General features: G+C 27.1%; 6 protein-coding genes. 3 read left to right on the top strand and 3 right to left on the bottom strand.

Going from position 1 to position 17,941, the window contains the following annotated elements; translation table 4 throughout:
- Nucleotides 1-15 precede the first annotated feature (15 nt).
- From MOSC01_RS0100175 to MOSC01_RS04775, 3 genes are all read left to right on the top strand, one after another.
- A complete protein-coding gene (locus MOSC01_RS0100175; RefSeq protein WP_010320813.1) occupies nt 16-930 on the top strand; it encodes a hypothetical protein in 915 nt (304 codons plus the stop codon).
- A gap of 963 nt (nt 931-1,893) precedes the next feature.
- Nucleotides 1,894-3,012 (top strand): IS256 family transposase, encoded by a 1,119-nt coding sequence (locus tag MOSC01_RS0100185; protein WP_010320816.1) that lies wholly within the window; start codon nt 1,894-1,896, stop codon nt 3,010-3,012.
- Nucleotides 3,013-3,296: 284 nt separating this feature from the next.
- Nucleotides 3,297-5,657: a hypothetical protein gene (locus MOSC01_RS04775; RefSeq protein WP_010320817.1), complete on the top strand. Its 2,361-nt coding sequence runs from the start codon at nt 3,297-3,299 to the stop codon at nt 5,655-5,657.
- 123 nt (nt 5,658-5,780) lie between these two features.
- Here MOSC01_RS04775 and MOSC01_RS0100195 read toward each other — a convergent pair whose 3' ends face one another.
- From MOSC01_RS0100195 to MOSC01_RS0100205, 3 genes are all read right to left on the bottom strand, one after another.
- Nucleotides 5,781-8,684 (bottom strand): P110/LppT family adhesin N-terminal domain, encoded by a 2,904-nt coding sequence (locus MOSC01_RS0100195; protein ID WP_010320818.1) that lies wholly within the window; start codon nt 8,682-8,684, stop codon nt 5,781-5,783.
- Nucleotides 8,685-8,706: 22 nt separating this feature from the next.
- The gene (locus MOSC01_RS0100200) at nt 8,707-11,601 is read right to left on the bottom strand and encodes a P97 family adhesin (RefSeq protein ID WP_010320819.1); all 2,895 of its coding nucleotides are present in this window, start codon (nt 11,599-11,601) and stop codon (nt 8,707-8,709) included.
- Between the two features lie 427 nt (nt 11,602-12,028).
- Complete coding sequence (locus MOSC01_RS0100205; RefSeq protein ID WP_010320820.1) at nt 12,029-17,941, bottom strand: SGNH/GDSL hydrolase family protein; 5,913 nt, start codon at nt 17,939-17,941, stop codon at nt 12,029-12,031.

The following is a 17,941-nucleotide window of genomic DNA, read 5'->3' on the forward strand; positions in this document are numbered from 1 at the left end:
TCAAGGAAATTTAAAATGCATTTTTGATCAACAGTTGAAAAATTTCTAAATCTTAAAATACCAAAAAAATTTTCAAAAATGCCGTTTTTGACTAATGCTTTGTATTTTAGACTTTTCTCTTTTTTAGTTTTTAAATTTAATCATAATAAGCAAAAAAAGCATTATTTTTTACTTGCATTACTTTACTTAATAAGTTTTTCGCTACCTTTTTTTGTAGTTGTTTTAGCATTAATTTTAAGCCCTAATATTGATTTTTTAAGAGCGCCATATCTTAAAATTTTTAATAATTATTTGATTACATTGGTTTTTGAAATAAGCACTTATTTAATTTTTTATATTCCATATTCATATTTTTGTGGCTTTTTACAAAAAGTATTCCATTTTTATTTAGCAAAAAAAGTAAAACAAAAATTAGGTAGGTTAAACCCGGAAAATAAATTTGATTTTTTAACTGACCTTGATTATAATAAATATTATAATTTTGCTGTAGGGCGTGTAACTTACTTTAGATCTGGGGTAAGTAAAACTGATAAAAATGATCCTAACAAAATAATAAAAAATATTCTCGCAACATTTGAAGGTAGAGTTAACATATTTATTCCTGGTAGAATTTTTTCTAGATATTATGCTCAAATAGTTTTGCAAGTTTTTTTATTTAATAGTCAACACCAAACATTAAAAATTGATGAAAAATACTGAAAAGTTTTTCTTTTTATCTATTTTATATACTTTGTTATTGATTATGGCTTACTTTTATTCATATTTTGATTAGGCGTTGAATTTTTTAGAGCCACTATAATAGTTGATCTAAAATTTAATAGATTTCTATTGTTTGCTTCTTTCCCCCATATTGTTCAACTTGCTTTTTTTATAATTGTATATTCTATAAAACCTTTGGGCTATGATGCCATTTTTAAAAGTATGAGTTAATCATTTTAAAAACAAGGCAATAAAATAGCCTTTTTTTGTTATTTTTAGTTTAGATCTATAATACTTAAAAATTCTTAAAAAATTAGCGACTTGATTATTATTTATCAAACTTGTGATTTACTCTTGACAAATTTAGAAGGTTTTCTATTTTTCCCGAGTTTCCCAGTTTTATGAGATAATCTTAAAAAAATGTTTGGTTTTGGGGCTTTTTTGACTTTTTTGGCAAAAGTTAATTACCTATTTTAAAACACTGGTAAAAATCAATTTATGGATAAAACAACAAAAACCATAAAAAATACAACTACTATTTAAACTCAATACAAATAGAAAACTCGTTTTTATTTACATCGAGCCTAAAAAAATATATGAAGTTTTGAAAGAACAATAATCAAAAGCCATAAATTTGTAGATTTCTAAACGGTCAAATTTAAGGCATTCCATCATATCTAAAAATATAATGGATAATTCGCATTTTATGATTTTTTATGGCAAAAACATAACTAATCCCCGCTTAATTCAATATCAAAATTTATTAATTATTCTTAAGTTAGATTTATTATAACATAATTTTTTCTTAGACCAAGCATTTTTTTTTTTTTTTTTTCAAAGGTCAATTTCAAAATAATAAAAATTAAGGTTATGTCGCCAAAAAAGACGGATTTACGGGCATTTTTGCGTATTCATACTCAATAAAAGTGAATTTTTGCAATCAAACTTGCAAACTCAGGATTAGCAAAATGAATTTTATCTTGCAAAATAATTCTTGGACAATTCAAAAACAGTAAAAAATAATCTAGAAATGCTAAAAAAGTTAAAAGAATAACCATAAATAATGTATAATAAATAAATTAATAATCGAATTTTCTCTATAATTATTTGATTTATCGAAAAAATTGGAATATTAAATATTTTGTGTTTTAAGGTAAATCTGTTTTGATAAAATTTATCATAAGGGACTAAAATATGAAAAAAAAGCAAAAACAATTATCCCCATTTGAGTTAGAAATTAAAGAATTTGTTAAAAAATACGCTGATAATGAAAAATTCAAAAAAGAAGATTCTCGCAACAAAATTTCGGTTATATTTGAAACTTTTATTCAAGGGCTCTCAAAGGTGCAATCAAACCAACGTTTAGACTATGAAAAAAGTAACCAAAGCAAAAATTTAAGCGATATCGAAGAGCAAGTAATTTCACTTTTTGCATCAGGGATGTCATATGAAAAAATTGCTAACGCAATGAAAATTATCTATGAAAAAGAAGTAAGTATCGCTTGAATTTCTTCAGTTATTGACAAAATATTACCCGAAATTGAAAAGTGGAAATCGCAAAAAATTGAGAATTTCTATCCAATTTTGTACATTGATGGGATGTTTTTTGATGTTAAAGAAAACGGTGTTTTTGTCAAAAAATCACTTTATCTTATTCTTGCAATTGATTGGCAGGGCAATAAAAAAGCACTAGGATTTTGGATTAAAAATAGCGAATCAGCAAGTAATTGACTTGATGTTCTTAGCGAACTAAAAACTCGCGGGCTCGAAGATGTCCTTATAATTTCTTGCGATAATCTAAGCGGAATTAGTCAAACAATTGAAGCACTTTTCCCGCAAACAGATATTCAAAAATGTGTTGTTCAACAAGTTAGAAATTCGCTTTTAAAAGTTTCTTACAAGGACAAAAAAGACTTTGCCTCTGATATGAAAAGTATTTATCAAGCGATCAATCAAGAATTTGCAATGCAAAATCTTGATGAATTTGCGAAAAAATGAGGCCAAAAATATCCTTCAATTATCGAGTCTTGGTATGCAAATTTCGTTGAATTAACGACATTTTTTAAATATCCAGATGAATTAAGGCAATCAATTTATACGACAAATCCAATTAAATCAGTGATTAAATTAATTAGGCAAAATACAGAAACAAATGGCGAAATTCAAAGTGTTAATGACCTTTCAAAAATAACTTATTTAACGGTCCAAAACGTATCTAAAAAATGACAAAGACAGATAACAAATTGAGACATAATTAAAAAACAATTAGAAATTATTTTTCCTAATCGGTTAAATAATGTAAAATTAAATTAGATTTCTATTTGAAAAATCCATAACAATCTAAAACACAAAATTATGAACACTCGCTAAAAAGCAGACTAGAAATGCTAAAAAAGTTAAAAAACAACCGTAAATAATGTATAATAAATAAAATAATTGAATTTTCTCTATAATTTATTTGATTTATCGAAAAAAATTGCAACTCTAATTAAAAAAATAATCTAAATGATAAAATGATGATCAGAATTAATCGTCTTGAAACATTTCGTTTTTTTAATATTTAAAAATAAAAAAATATATTTATAATTAAGGAACTTATGGAAAATATTAAAGACATTTTAACAGAGAGAGAGAGAGAGAGAGAGCAAGGTGAACTTGCTCTTCAATTAGAATTTTATAAAACATATCTCCCAAGAGTTGATAAAAATCTTTCTATTGATCAAATCCAAAATAATTATACCGACGGAATTATTAATGGAAATATTTTAGAATTTAAAGTAAAAATTAATTATTTAAATGCCGTTTTATTTCAAACAATAAAATATTTATCAAGAATGAGAATTAAAGGAATCCCAGTTCCTAAAAATATTCTTTTAATTTCATTTAGTAAAAAACAGGCATATATTTATAATTCCAGCGACTTTTTAGAGTACATTGAAAAAGTCTATATTGGCGCGGCAAGCACTAATAATTTTGACTTCCATACAGATAAAAAACCAAAAAAATTAGACCTAAATTCAGGCGCAGATCAAGAAGAATTAATAGCTTTGCTCAAAGAAAAGCACTACACAAAAATAAATATCGATGAAAACTGTATAGTTGGTTGAGCTAATAAATTTTTTAGTGAAAATCCTGGAAAAACTAAACAAGATTTTATCGGTGATAATACTGGAAAAACTAGAACTCTAGGTGAAATACGTGACCCTAATATTTTTGCTAAATATATAAATCCTTATAAAAAAGATTCCAATGTTCGCTTTGAATATTTAATGGATCAGTTAAATACAAAGATTCAGCAAAAAAATTTAGGCGCTTTTTACACGCCAAAACCTTATGTAATTAAAGCCTATGAATTACTACGAGCAGCAATTTCGGAAGTCCCAAAAGGGAATGACTATATAATTTTAGACCGCTGTGCTGGGACAGGAAATTTAGAAAAATGGCTAACAGACGAGGAATTATCTCATGTTATTGTCTCAACTTATGAGTATTATGAATATAAAGTTTTAGTTGAGTTATTAGGAGACAAAGTAAGACATATTATCCCGCCAACTGAAAATGATAATACTTTTCAGCAAGGTTTTGTAAACGGAGCTAATGCACTCAGCGAAGAATATATTAAAAATGAAACACTACTGAAATATATTAATAATCCTAAATGTTCAATAATTGTTTTTGAAAATCCACCTTATGTTGAGCCAACCTCATTAGAACAGCAAAAAATTAAAACAGCAAAAGAATCCCGTGAAAGTTGAAAAAACTATTATGTGGTTCAGAAAATCAAAGAAGAGAGCAAATTCAAAGGTAGTGATTTTAATGAACTTGCAAATTATTTTATTTGATCGGCTTTTAAATATTACATTCGCCAAAGTGGTGATGCTCTTATTGTCTTTAGTCCGGTAAAATATTTTAAATGACAAAATTCTGTTAGTCGAAAAATTGGCGGTGGTTTTGGTTTTAACAGAAAACATTTTCATGCAGGTCAAGATTTTGTCTCTTGTATCTGGTGAAAATTTGAAAAAGAAGAATTTAATCAAGTCGAGGTTGAAGTATTTGATATTGATACAATAACTGACGAACTTATTTATATTAATAAAGTAAAAATAAAAAAAGTTCATACCATGCTTAGCCAAAGTATTTATAAATACAAAAAAGCAGCTCCGCCAAAAGTAGACCCGGATTTAGCCCTTGCATGTGATTATAACGGACTTTTTACAAAAAAATCAGGAAAAAGTCTACGGGGAGTGCCGAGAAATTTAGATGATCCTAATTTTATTGGATATATTCAGACATCAGCTTTTCCCATTCATTACTCCACGGCTGGTTTGGTGCGAGCTAAGCCTTACAATGAAAATGGCTTTTGAATTGACAAAAATAATTTTCTTGTTGGTTTGCTTGCTTTTAGCAGTGCTATTTATAAATCATTTGATAATGACTGAACTAAAAGCTATTTAGCAAAAACCGGCGATGGCTTTAGTCGTTTTTTATCAGATCTTGAGACCCTATCAAAACTAAAACAATTTTTGCTTAGAAATTTATTTTTTGTTTCCTTAACAAATTTAAATCATATTCGAAGTCTTGAGGATCCTAGAAATAAAGACAGAATTTATTTAAATGAGTTATGCCTTGATAATTTAAACCAAAAGCCAACATTAGCGCTAAATACATTAAAAAAATATCAACGTAGCCCTGAGGAATTAGAAATTGAAAATTTATGATTTAGGATTCTTGACCTGGCAAGTAAAACTAAAAATTACCGGTCTGATTTTAAATATGGCTTATACCAAATTATTGAAGAACTAAACACAAAAACAATAATAGGGAACACAAAATCAAATAAATATCTTTATGACTATCCAGAATTAAACGGAAATATCGAGGTTATCAAACAAATGATTAAGAAATATTATCTTGAAAAAATTGCCCCTATTTTATTTGAATATGAATTTTTAAAATAGTTATTTCTTTAAAAATAAGTATAAATTTTTTAGTACCTCAAAAATTTAAGGAATTTTATTTTGAGGTAGAATTATAAAAAAACCCCGTTTTTTACGGGGTTTTTTTATAATTAAAATTTGTGACTAGACATACTCAGATCTAAATTGTTCAAAAAGTTCTTTATATTTTTTATCACTTTCTGGTTTGTCAAATAAAACAAAACCTTTAAAGGTGATTCCAGTTTCAGATCTTGAAAGTTTTTGGTCGATAGCTTTTTGATTTTCTGATTTGGTGGTTCCGAAAGTAAAACCTTTGCCAAAATTCAATTTTGCACCAGCTGGAATTTCGCGACTTCAGGTAAAAATCGGTTCTTTAGCATTATTAGATTCGCTAGAATAAAGTCTCATATTCATAACTGATTTGCTATCTTTTTTCTCAATATCAACACCTAAAATAATAGTGGCACTAGAATTATTAAGAAAATCATGAAATAATGAGTGAGGATTTTTTGGCTCAATTTCCAAGCTAGGCTGAAGTTCTCCTTCATCACTTACTTCTAATTTTAATTCTAATTTACCGTTATATGTTGTTTGAAATCCTAGTTTTTCGTTATCAAAATTTATAAAATTAGGTTGTGACTTGGGGTTAGGTTTAGAAATAAAATCAGCACCAATTTTAAAAACATCCGGGACGTACAATTCCTTTTCAATAAGTAAGTTAAAATTATTCTCTTCTTCTCCTGTTTTTAGCAAAAAGTATTGGAGAACGTCTAGTTTTGGCAATTTATTTGGTTTAAAAGCATAAAAGAAGGAAATACCGTTATCTAATGTTGGATCGGTGATGTTACTTGAGGTTTCCAAGGAAATTCCACCTTCGGCTAGATAAATACCTTGTTCTTGGTTATCTACATGAACTTTTTCTTTTGATTTATCTGATGGGGCTTCGTTTGCCTTAAATTTAAAATTTGGATTATTAACAGCTGAAATTGATTTTAAAACTTGCTGATTTTGACCATTTAAAGATTGGTCTTCTGTTACAACATTAGTTTTTCAATCTAAAAATAGGTGAGTTTTTACACTATCAGAAAAAGATTGATAAAGTTTATTGTCTTTATTTACATTATCAAGTCCAATTTTTAAATTTTTTTCAATTCCGCTAGGGGTTTTAATCTTAAGATTTATTCCATAGGTCTCATCTTGAAAATCTGCGGAAATATAAATAGAAGTATCTTCGGGAAAATCAGCTTTTTCAAGATTTTCAAAAAGTTTTCTTAGGTAATCGCCTAAAGATTGTTGAGTTGGAGGGGTAGTTGTATCTGGAGCTGGAGAAGGAGAAGGGGTTGGATCTGGGCTTGGAGAAGGAGTTGAATTTGTGGTTGAAGAATCATTTGTATCAGTTGATGTATCTTGAAATAATACCGGTAAAGCGCTAACATTTGCAGGAACAGCAGCAGGTGTGGTTGAATCTTCAGTGGTCTGATCAGTGCTTGAAGTTATTGGAGTTTGATTAATTTTATTATTTTTTGTTGCAAAAAAATTAAGAACATCGAAAAAAGGGCTTAGCTGACTTGTTATATCTTTTATATTGTAAGCTCGATTTAAAAAAGGTTTGATTCTATCATCAATTGTTGAAGCAAAAACTGTAATTGGCAAATCTTTCTTGATTTTAAAACTTAAATTGTCAATATCTTGCGATCCTTGTTGATCAAAACTCTCAATTGCATTTTTAAAATATCCACCATAAATTTCTTCAGCTGCATCAAATTCTAGTTCAAAATTGAAGGTATAATTGTTATTTTCATCAAGTTTTAAACCTAAAGGAAGTGATATTTCATCACTAAAATTACCATCAAGATTTAGCCCAACATTGACAATATTAGAATTTTTAGGGTTATTTTTGTTTGCTTTTACTAAAAAAGTGACACTTTTTGGAGTAAAATTAGGAATTAAATTTTTAATTTCTTCTAGAAATGTTTCATTTTCACTTGAATTTAAACCTGAATTTGAAGTAAATAAAGAATTAAACTGCTCAAGATTTAAATTTTGAGGATTTTGAGCAAAATATTCTGATACACTAAGCTTGTTTTGTGCTAAATATTTAGAAATAGATGAGTTAAATTTATAATTTCTTTTAAAAATTTCTAAAAATTCAGAAAAATTTTTTTGATCTGTTTTCTTAGGTATATCAACAAAGTTAAGTGTTAATTTGCTACTTTTTTGTGTTTTTTTATCAAATAAACTTAATGCTAAATCGATTTTATTATTAACATCATCAATATTTGTAAAAATTAATTTTTCTTGTTGCAAATCAGGTTTTATTTCAAAATTGGAAGGAAAAACAAAAATCGGTTCAGAATTTATGTTAAAGGAAATTCCGCCAAATTTAGAAAATGTCGCAAATAATGCTGAACTTGAATTTTTTGTTTGTTTAAAATTTTTACTAAATTCATTATAAAACAAAATCGCAATTTCAGTTGCGGCTTTTCCTTCTAAAAAATCTTGATTTAGAAGACTAATTGATGCGCTCAAATTTTCAGCTGAAAAATTCAAGGTTTTATCATGATCTGAAAAATCTAAGTCAAAACTTGCAGTATAATTTATACTTTTACTAAAATTTGAAATATTAACAGCAAGATTTTTTATTTTATTTGACTCAATTTTTACTTCTGATTGGCTCCTAGGAATAACCAATCTGAAATTTAGGTCTGGATATTTTTGACTAATTTGACTAAAATCAATCGCATTATTTAGGTCAAAATTGTATGCATTATCAAAATGCAAATTCAGTGCATCAGAAGCGCTTAATTTTTTAGCAAATTTTGACTTAAGTTTTAAATTAGCAACTAGATTGTCAAATTCGGTTGAGTTAAATTCTGAATTAACATTTAGATTTTTAGCATTAGCTAGTTTCTCGTCAAATTCCGATAATTTTGAATTATAATTTTTTGACTTTAAGGAGATTAAATAAGGAACGCTGGCAGAAATACTAACGACTGTGCTAATTCCAATAATTGCAAAAATTATATGATTTATTCTAATCTTTTTCATAATAATTTCCTTTATAAATTAATTATTTTTCTAATAGAGAGCTTGTATGCTCAATGATAATAACGCGGATAGGTTGACTTGAGAAATTTTGAGGATTATTTTTATCATAAATATATAAAAATAAATTATATTGAACTTGACTTCCCAGCTTAGAATCAATTTTCTCAATTACGCCGCTAATGTCACTGTCGGTAGTTTGCGATGCTGTATTTGTTGTATCTGTTTGACTCTGTTTTGCTTGTTTTATTGCATAAAAGCCTAAATCTTTGTGTTCTGAGGCAAAATAACTGCTAAAAGGTAGTTTTTTTACTTCATTATCAACAGATACTGGCTCGTTTTCCTTTGATTTTGAGGTAGCGACTTTGATTTGAGATTCAAAATCCTTAAAATCTTGATTGGATAAGAAAACTATTTGTGAAATTGATGGAAAAGTTGAGGCAATTTCATCTAATTTATCAACTTCTTCACTTAAAAGTTTATTTTCAAAATTGATTTTTAGATCAATTTCTGATTTTTTGGTTTGATAAATAACACTAACTAGATCGCCGTTTTTATCAACTGGACCAATATTATATCAATATTTTATTTTTAAATTTTGGCCATTTGATTTTTCTAAACCATCAACATTTGTTAAATTAGGTTCCAGACTAAATTGAATTTTGTAATCAAAATCCTTACCAAAATTACCAGTAAAAAGTTTTTGGTTTTTTTGTTTTGAATAAGCTAATGAATAAAAAGCTACAAGAAAATCGGTGAGATTTTCAATATTATTTTTATTGTTTTGCTGTGAAAAATTAGGTTTACTGATTTGTTTTGATTGTAATTCGATCTGTTTTATAAAATATTCAGGACTAATGGATGAATTTGTTTTCATCAAATTAAGAATATTTTTAAGCTCATCATTAATATAAAAACCATTTTCAAGAGGTTTGTTAGAATCTAAAAAACCATAGTTAAATGAAAAAAGTCAAACTGTTGGCTCGGAATTATCATCAATTTGACCACGCGGTTTTGCTGTAGGCTTAATTTTAATTTCACTTAATTTTTTAAATAATTCATTAATACCAAAATTTTCTGGCCAGTTTGTTGCAGAATCTATTAATTTAAAATGTTTAAGAAAATCAAACCAATATTTTGCGACAAAACTAATGTCTTGTTTTGATAAAGATGACAAAAATTGTGAAATTTTCTCGTCAGTATTAAAATAATTAGAAAAAATTGATGTTATACCTTTAGAGGCTGCATCATCAACATTTGAGTTTTTAATTAAATCTTGAACAGTTGGCAAATTATAACTATCAACCATTGATTTTAATTGGGTTTCGTCAAATTTAAAGCCATAATAACGAGAATTTTCAAGAACTTTCTTTAATTTATCGAAATTATTTGCCCCAATTAGCGCCAATATTTCATCTTTTGGAATTCCTTTTTGACTATTTTTTGGAACAGATTCTTGGGCCTGTGGTTGAATAACCAAATTATTCTTGTTAATTGAAGCTGCAAAATCAGGATCATTTTGAACTAATATCTCAAAATTTTTAATACTTTGAGAAAATCTTTTTGTAGCAATAATTTTATCGTTTCTTTTATCTTTTATAACAATATCACCATTAATTTGTGCAACAACATTGTTATCTTTAAAATCTAAATTGACTTGTTCAGAATCTAGTTTTATTTGAAGATCTAAAAATTTTGAAATTTGGTTAAAATTTAAATTTGCTAGTTTATTTTGGAATCTAATTTTTGATATTAGTGGTTTTTTGACAATTTTTTCAATAAGTGAATTAAGAAAATCTGCGCGCTTTTCCTTGGTTGCAAAAATTTCATTATTATAGTAATTTAGAAAATGTCATCCTGTAATTGAAGTCAAATTATTTTGACTAAAATTATTTATTGCATAATAATCATTATCAGAAAATTCACTTAAGACAATATCATCACTAATTGAATTATCAAGAAAAGAATTGTCTAAATTGAGTTGAGTAGTGAGGAAAAATTTGGAATCCTTGTTAAAATCAGCGCTAATTTCCTTTGAAAAATCAGAAGAAAATTGGGCAACAAAGGTCAATTTATAAACACCTGGGGTGGCTGTTTTTACTAAATATTGATCAGTAATAATTTGATCTTTTGCCAAATTTATATTATAACGAGGCTTTTTAATACCACTATCAGATTCAAAATAAAAGCTTTTATTTCTAAAAATTTCCGAAATTGTTTCCTCAAGGTTAAAATATTTGTTAATAATTTCCCTAGCCTGATTGTCATCTTTTGCGCTATTAACTTCTTTTTGAAAATCTTCAACTGAAATTAACTTTGTCAATTCTTTTTTAAATGAAAAATTAAACTCACTATTTGTGTAAGGTCTTAATTTCTTGAGCTTGTCTTCTGAGAAAGTTGAAAAATTAGAAAGTGAATAATCTGGAACATAATTGTAAGCAACTTTTTGTTTAAATAAGTCAGAATTAGCTGTTTTATCATCGTCTAATTTTTGTAAAACTCGCCAATAAACCTCGAATGATTGGTCATTATCATCAGGTTTGATATCAAAAATTTCCAGTTTAAAGGGTTTTCAATTATAATCATTTGAAAAATCAATGGGAATGCTGGCATTATTGATTTGGTAAAAATCAAAAAAATCTGTTAAATCAATGTCAGATTTTTTGGTGTTATCATCATTTAAAAGTTTCTTTTTTAGATCTAAATAGTCTGAATTAGCATTTAAATATTTATCCTTTATACTAATGAATGAAATTGATTTTGCTTGGTTTTGCACATCAATTCGAGGATTTTTTAATTCTAAATTTGCAAAAACAACTAGCGGAGCCCCAATAATTACTCCACCAGCAATAGTGCTTAACCCTAAAAGAAAAATATTTTTTTTAGTTAGTAGTTTTTTAGTGATTGTACTTTTCGACACACTTTCCTCCTAAGTATTGTATAAAAAAATTTTAACAAAAAAAAAAAAAAAGGAAACACATTCCTGAAATAAGTTAATAAATAAGCATTTTAGTGGTAAAACTTTTTCTAAATTTTTAAAATAATCGCTTTTATTATAGGCAAGAATTTGTGAGCCGATAGCTTAAAAGTGCAAAAAAATTCTTACAACAATAAGAATTAATTTTTATAAATTAAAAACAATATCACCACAAAGTTAAATTTCTAACCATTTCATTTTTTGCAAAACACAGCTAGTAAATCCGGATTAATTAGTAATCTCGATTTTTATGCGATAATTAAAAATAAGTTTTAAAGGATGAATCCATCTAGAATTAACTAAAAAATGAATTACTTATTGCACCAAAATTAACTATAAATCAAATAAAACTTATATTATTCTAGTTGGATTATTGATATTTTTCAGGATAAGTTCCATCATGAATTTGGTGAAAAATTTGGTCTCTTAATTTAGGTTGGCCAGTATCTCTAGAAAATCGATTAGTTTCTAAATTATAATAAATCATTGTTAGCATATCATTTAATTTTACATCGGAGGATGAATAATAGGTGTTTCAAATCCAACCTTTACTTTTTACAGGATCACCTATTATTTTGTCGATGAAAGTTTTATAATCACTATCTTTTGTATTGTTTTTATTAGATTGTTCGCCACTTTGTAGCGATGCACGGATTACTTCAGATGCAGTATAAGAAGACAAAGCACCACCGTAAAATGCTGAAGATCGAACTATATAATTAGCTTGAGAAACCCTAGATTCATATGTATAAAAAAGAAGGATTAAGACTAATCTATAAAGAAATCTTCCTTTTGGAGTGCTCTTAAAATTTTCAATTGATATTTTTGTCTTTGTTTTTTCAGAATACCATATTTTGTGAAATAGCTTTGAAATTGCGTCTAATTGAGAATCTTTTCCACCCCCACCGGATCCATTATTTCCACTGGATCCACTATTTCCGCCGGACCCAAAAACTTCCTTTAATGAAATTCCGGTGTATTGTATGTTATTTAATTCATTTAGAATCGGAGAGTTGTTATCTTTATTTGCAGAATCTCATTTTGGTGAGGTGAGGAAAAGTGTATCAAAAAATTCGGCAAACAACTGTGTCGATATTTTTTGTCCTTTTGGTGTGTTTATTGACAAATTCGTCTCATTTATCAAGTTTTGGGTTTCTGTTTGTGAAGTTGGTTGAACAGAATCATCAATTTTTGGTTCAATTTTGATTACTAAATCAAGATTGAGAACTTTTGAAAGGTCTAATTTATTAAACAAGGTTTCAAAAAAACTTTTTGCTTGTTGGCTAGTATCTGAATTTTTAATTGAATCAACTATTTGATCCAAAATACCAGAAATAAGGGGATTTTCAAGACCAAGGCCAATAAATTCTCTTAAAAATTTTTTTAGTATTTCTCTTGGTTTTTCAATTTTAAAACTAGAATAATCCTTATTGTCATCTAAATTTAGCTTTAAATATGAGGCAATCACATCAATCACTAAATCAGAAAATTTATCATTTTTTACTAAAAAATGCACCACATATCATAAATATGATTTTAAAAATTCACTATTATTTTGTACATCAGACTGTTGCTGACTTTGGTTGGTTTGGGTTGATGGTTCATCCTTTAAGAAACTAGCCAAAAGGGAAGAGAAGGTTTTTACATCTTTAAAAACCATTGGATTTTTATTTATATGGCTAAAAACTCTAAAAATTAAAACTTTGTTTGCAGAATCTGGTAAAAATTCCAATAACAAATCTTTGAGTAATGGCTCAATTTGCTGTTTTTTTTCTTGTGACAAATTGCTAAACAGTGAAAAACTACTTACATCACCAATAGCTAAGGAATTAATTTTTTCTTTAAAAAACTTAGATTGGAAAATTCTAGTTATAACTTTTCAAAGATTATCTTTTTCAGGTTGTTCAATTTTATTATAAACTGATGCAACTTGTTTAATAAGTTCAACAATAAATTCTTCGTTTGCAATTTCTGATTCTAAAAGCAAGTTAAAATTTGAAAGTGAAAAATCTCCGCTAGTTAATCTGCTTAAAACTGAAATAAACTTTGTAAGTAATGCATTTTCTTTTGTATAATTTGCCTCGGATTTGGGCAAGGTTATTTCACTAGAAGTTGCTGTTGATGAAGAATTTTGGGATTCATCAGTATTACTAGTATCATTAAAAAGTTGAGTATTTGCTGGCGCTTCGGAAAAATTCTGACTTACATTAACAGTGGCGGCTTCAGGTGAAAAAAGTCCTTTTGGATCAATTTCTTCCTTGTAAAAATTATCAAGATTGTTCTGAATTATTTCTTTGACTAATTTAAACAACGGTTGGAATTCGGTTTTTTCAAATTGAGTTTCAAATATTTTTCCTGCTAGTGTTCCAAAATTATCAATTAAAGTGTCATTTTTTTCATCTAATTTAACAATAAATTCACCAATAATTTTATTAAAATATTGTTTTTCAAATAATGTTTTAATTAATGAAAGGTTATTTAATGGCTTTTGGATTTGGGCTTTTGCAACTATTTTAAAATAGGAATTAAACAAATCTTTTAGTGCCGGCGATTGTAAAAATCAGTCAAAAATTGGCATAACACTTTCAAGATATTCTTGTGGAATATTTGCTAAACCTGCCCGAATCTGTTCAGAAATAGGATTACTTCTAACAACTTCTGAAATCAAAGTTGCAATACTATCTTGAGAAATTGTGCTTTGATTTTCGCTATTATCTAAATTATTTGTTTGGTCTGTTGAATAATAATTATTTGCAATATCGACGCTAAAACTGTCAAATAAAGTCTCAAGAACTGGTTTTTTAGGGGTTGAATTACCTGAAATTGCATCAAATATAATTGAAATTAAAGCTTTTATTATTAGCGGTGAATGAGTTTCTGATTGATCGCTAAAATCTAAAGTTGAGTCTTTTAATTTTGAAAAAATATCACGCACTAAATCCAAAATTGTCTGAACTGATTTTTCTGACAAATTTAATTTATATTCTTGCAAAATTATTTTTAGAAATTCAGAAATTGAATTTCAAGTTGAAGAATCTCCTAAAAAAAGGGTAAAAACTTGCTCAATTAATTGAGTATTTTGTTTGAGAAAATTTTCAACTAGTGAATTGAAATTTGGATGTAATTCAAATGCCTTTTTGTCAAAAAAATACTTAATAAGTTCTGAAAGTAATTGTTCAACTTGTTTTGATTCGAAAAAGTTAGTTAAAACATTTAAAAGTGAGTTTTGAATTTTAGGGTTACTAAAAAAACTATTTTGGTTTAATTTTTCAAGAAGTTGTTTGTGCAAAAACGACTGTCCAAAAAGGTTTTTGAAAAATAAAACTAAATTCTCATCTGAGATTTTAGTTTTGAAATCAAGACTTGCAAGATTTTTTAAGAGTGTATAAATTGTATCTTGAGTAAAAAAATTATTTAAAAAGTATGAAGAAAAATTTTGAAAGGATAATGATTCATCAAGTAAAGCAATTTTGCGAGAATATTGTGCAATTTCTAGTGGATTTTGTTTTTTCTCGGCCTCATTAAGACGAAATTTTACTGAATTATATTCGTCAGAATTTTCTTTATAAAAAGCTTCAAAATTTTCTAAGGCTGCCTTTACAAAACCAAAAATTAAATTATCAATCGAAGCTGATCTATCTTGTTTTCAAAGTTGATATTTAACTTGAAAATCTTGAAAAATTAGTTCTATTATTGATGTAAAAGTTGCAATTGATTTTTCATTTAATCCTTGTGAGCCTAATGAATTTGAAATTAAGCTAGTAAGGTTGGTTAAAAATTGACCATTTTCTACATTTCTAGCAATAAATTCGTAAATATTTTCCTCAAGTTTTGGCAAATTATTAGCTAAAAATTGAAAGCCAAAACGATTTAAGTTGTCAATTTGTCGATATGTGCTTTTATTTATTAAAAAATCGTTAATTGCTTGATTTACAATGTCAGCAAGTGGTTTAAATGAATTTGAAGACAAAAAATCTTTGAGTGAGTCAAAAAAGAATGAAAAACTAGCAAAATTAGGGTTTGAATCATCGATAAAATTACTTAGGTCAAATTTTGTTAAAATTGGGTAGAATTTATTAAGTAATTTTTTTAGTGAATCAATTTGGTTTTGACTTAAGTCAAAACTTAGAAGTTCGTGAAATAAATCAAGTAAATTTTTTGAATCTTTAAAAAAAGTTGAGTAATTTGTATAAATTTGCTCTGAAAAAATTGAAGTAATATTTTCAGCGATATCAGTAGTTTTGATTTGTTTGATAACACTTAGGAAATTTTTTGCTGCTTGGTCATTTAATTTAGCCCAAACATTAGTGCGAACAACAACATCGGCAATTGAAACTAAAAGATCAACAATTGAAGTCTGATCTGCCTCATTCAAATTAAATTCAAAATTATCGTTAATAATTGTTACTAATAATTGAACAGATTCATGATGTTTTAGTGTTTCTGAGATAAAATTTCGGATAAAAGCAACATTATCATTGTCATTTTCAGGATTTTCTAAATAAGTACGAATTATTTCCTGAAAATTCTGTGAATTTTTATAATCTTTTGACCGAAGATGATAATCAGTAATTATTTTAGAAAATAATTTTCTTATCGAATCAAAAGTAAAAACAATTTTTAAATCTTCCTTATTTTTAAGGTCGATTTTGATAATGTTATTTATTAGCAAATCTTGGACTATTGTTTGGCCAAAAATGGATGCAAAAATTAAATCTTTAATTTTTTCAGGATTGTTATCTGCAAATTCAGAAGTTACAACGGTATTTAAAACATCAATTATTTGTTTTTCGTCAAAATCAGCAAAAATATAGCTAACAAGGCCAGAAATTGTTGCTTTTTCTCAATTTTTGTTATCAGTTACATCTTGAACATAAGTCTGAAAACGGTCAATTATTTGACTAAAAAAGCCACTTGAGAAAATTTTTTGCAAAATTTCGGTAAAAGAAGCACCAGTTTTTTGGTTTTCTTGTCAAAAATCAGTTAAAATTTTTTGCACACTTGAATTATTTTGAACAGCTAATTGGATAAAACGGTTTAAAAACGCGCCAAAATTATTATTTAGTATCACGTTTACAAAATTTTGTATCGGCGAGTTTTCAGCTTTTTTAATATTTTGAATAGTTAATTTTTCAATTTCAGAATTTTCTGAAATAAATTTTTCAGGTGAATTGTCGACCGTTAAAGCCTTAAAAATCTCTGAATTTTGACCTAAATTTAGAATTCGACGGTAAGAGTTAATGTCTTTTTGGACATAATTTTCGTCCCATTGTAATTTAGTATTGGCATCTTTTTTGAATTCTAGGTCTTGTTCAAAGGCTAATTTAAACAACAAATCCTGAGCCATTTTTTTATAGCCCTTAGTTGATGGATGAATGTCTAAGTCATTTGTAGCAAATTCAGAGTGTTTATCTTGCCAAATTGATTCATTGTATAAATCAACATAATTTACTTTTTGGCTTTTTGCGGCTTTTTGGATTGTTGAATTCAAGCCTTGTATTATTAAATCAGCATAATTTTCTGGAACGCCAATTTCGTTTGTGAGCATTTTTTCAAAAAATTTAATAATTTTTGAAGACAAAGAATTATATCCAACTAAAACTATTTGTAAATCAGGGTTGATTTTTCGCAAACTTTGAATTAATAGTTGTAAATTTCTGTAAATTTTTTGATTTGCAATTTCAATGTTTTGGTCAAATTCAAAATTTGCCTCAGCTTTTGTTGCAAGTTTTTGCATTGGCTTGGCGATTGTGCGAAAATCAATAGCTTCGATTAAATCATTTGCACCTAATGAAAGGGTTAGCAAATTAGAATTTTGAATTTTTTCATGTAGTTTTGGGTAGCTATTTGAATTAAAATCACCAAAAACTTCACGAATTTGCTCGCCATATGGTGAGTCTAATTTTTTGTCTAAATGATAATTAAAATGAAAATGTGTCTTATCAGAATGTTTATAAAATTCATTTTCGGGATTAAGTAAATAAAGTCAATCAGTGACTGTTGTTCAAGAAAGAGCCAAATTATCAAAGGATTTAAGCGCATTTGGTTTTATTTTTTGAATAAAACTAGCAAAAAAGGCTGGATATGAGAGTCCATTAATTTTGTTATTTCCGTCAATTTTTCCACGGAGATCAAGTGAATAATCCCAATTAAAACCAGCAGAAATTGAATCACCTATTGATAAATAGTTAATTTGATCTAAAAGTTTTTCAGTCTGTTGGTCTGAATGGGTTACTGGTATATTAAAGTGCTCGGTTTTATCGCGATTTTTTATACCAATCAA

This window comes from Mesomycoplasma ovipneumoniae SC01 (assembly GCF_000218525.1).
GTDB classification, from domain to species: domain Bacteria; phylum Bacillota_I; class Bacilli_A; order Mycoplasmatales; family Metamycoplasmataceae; genus Mesomycoplasma; species Mesomycoplasma ovipneumoniae_A.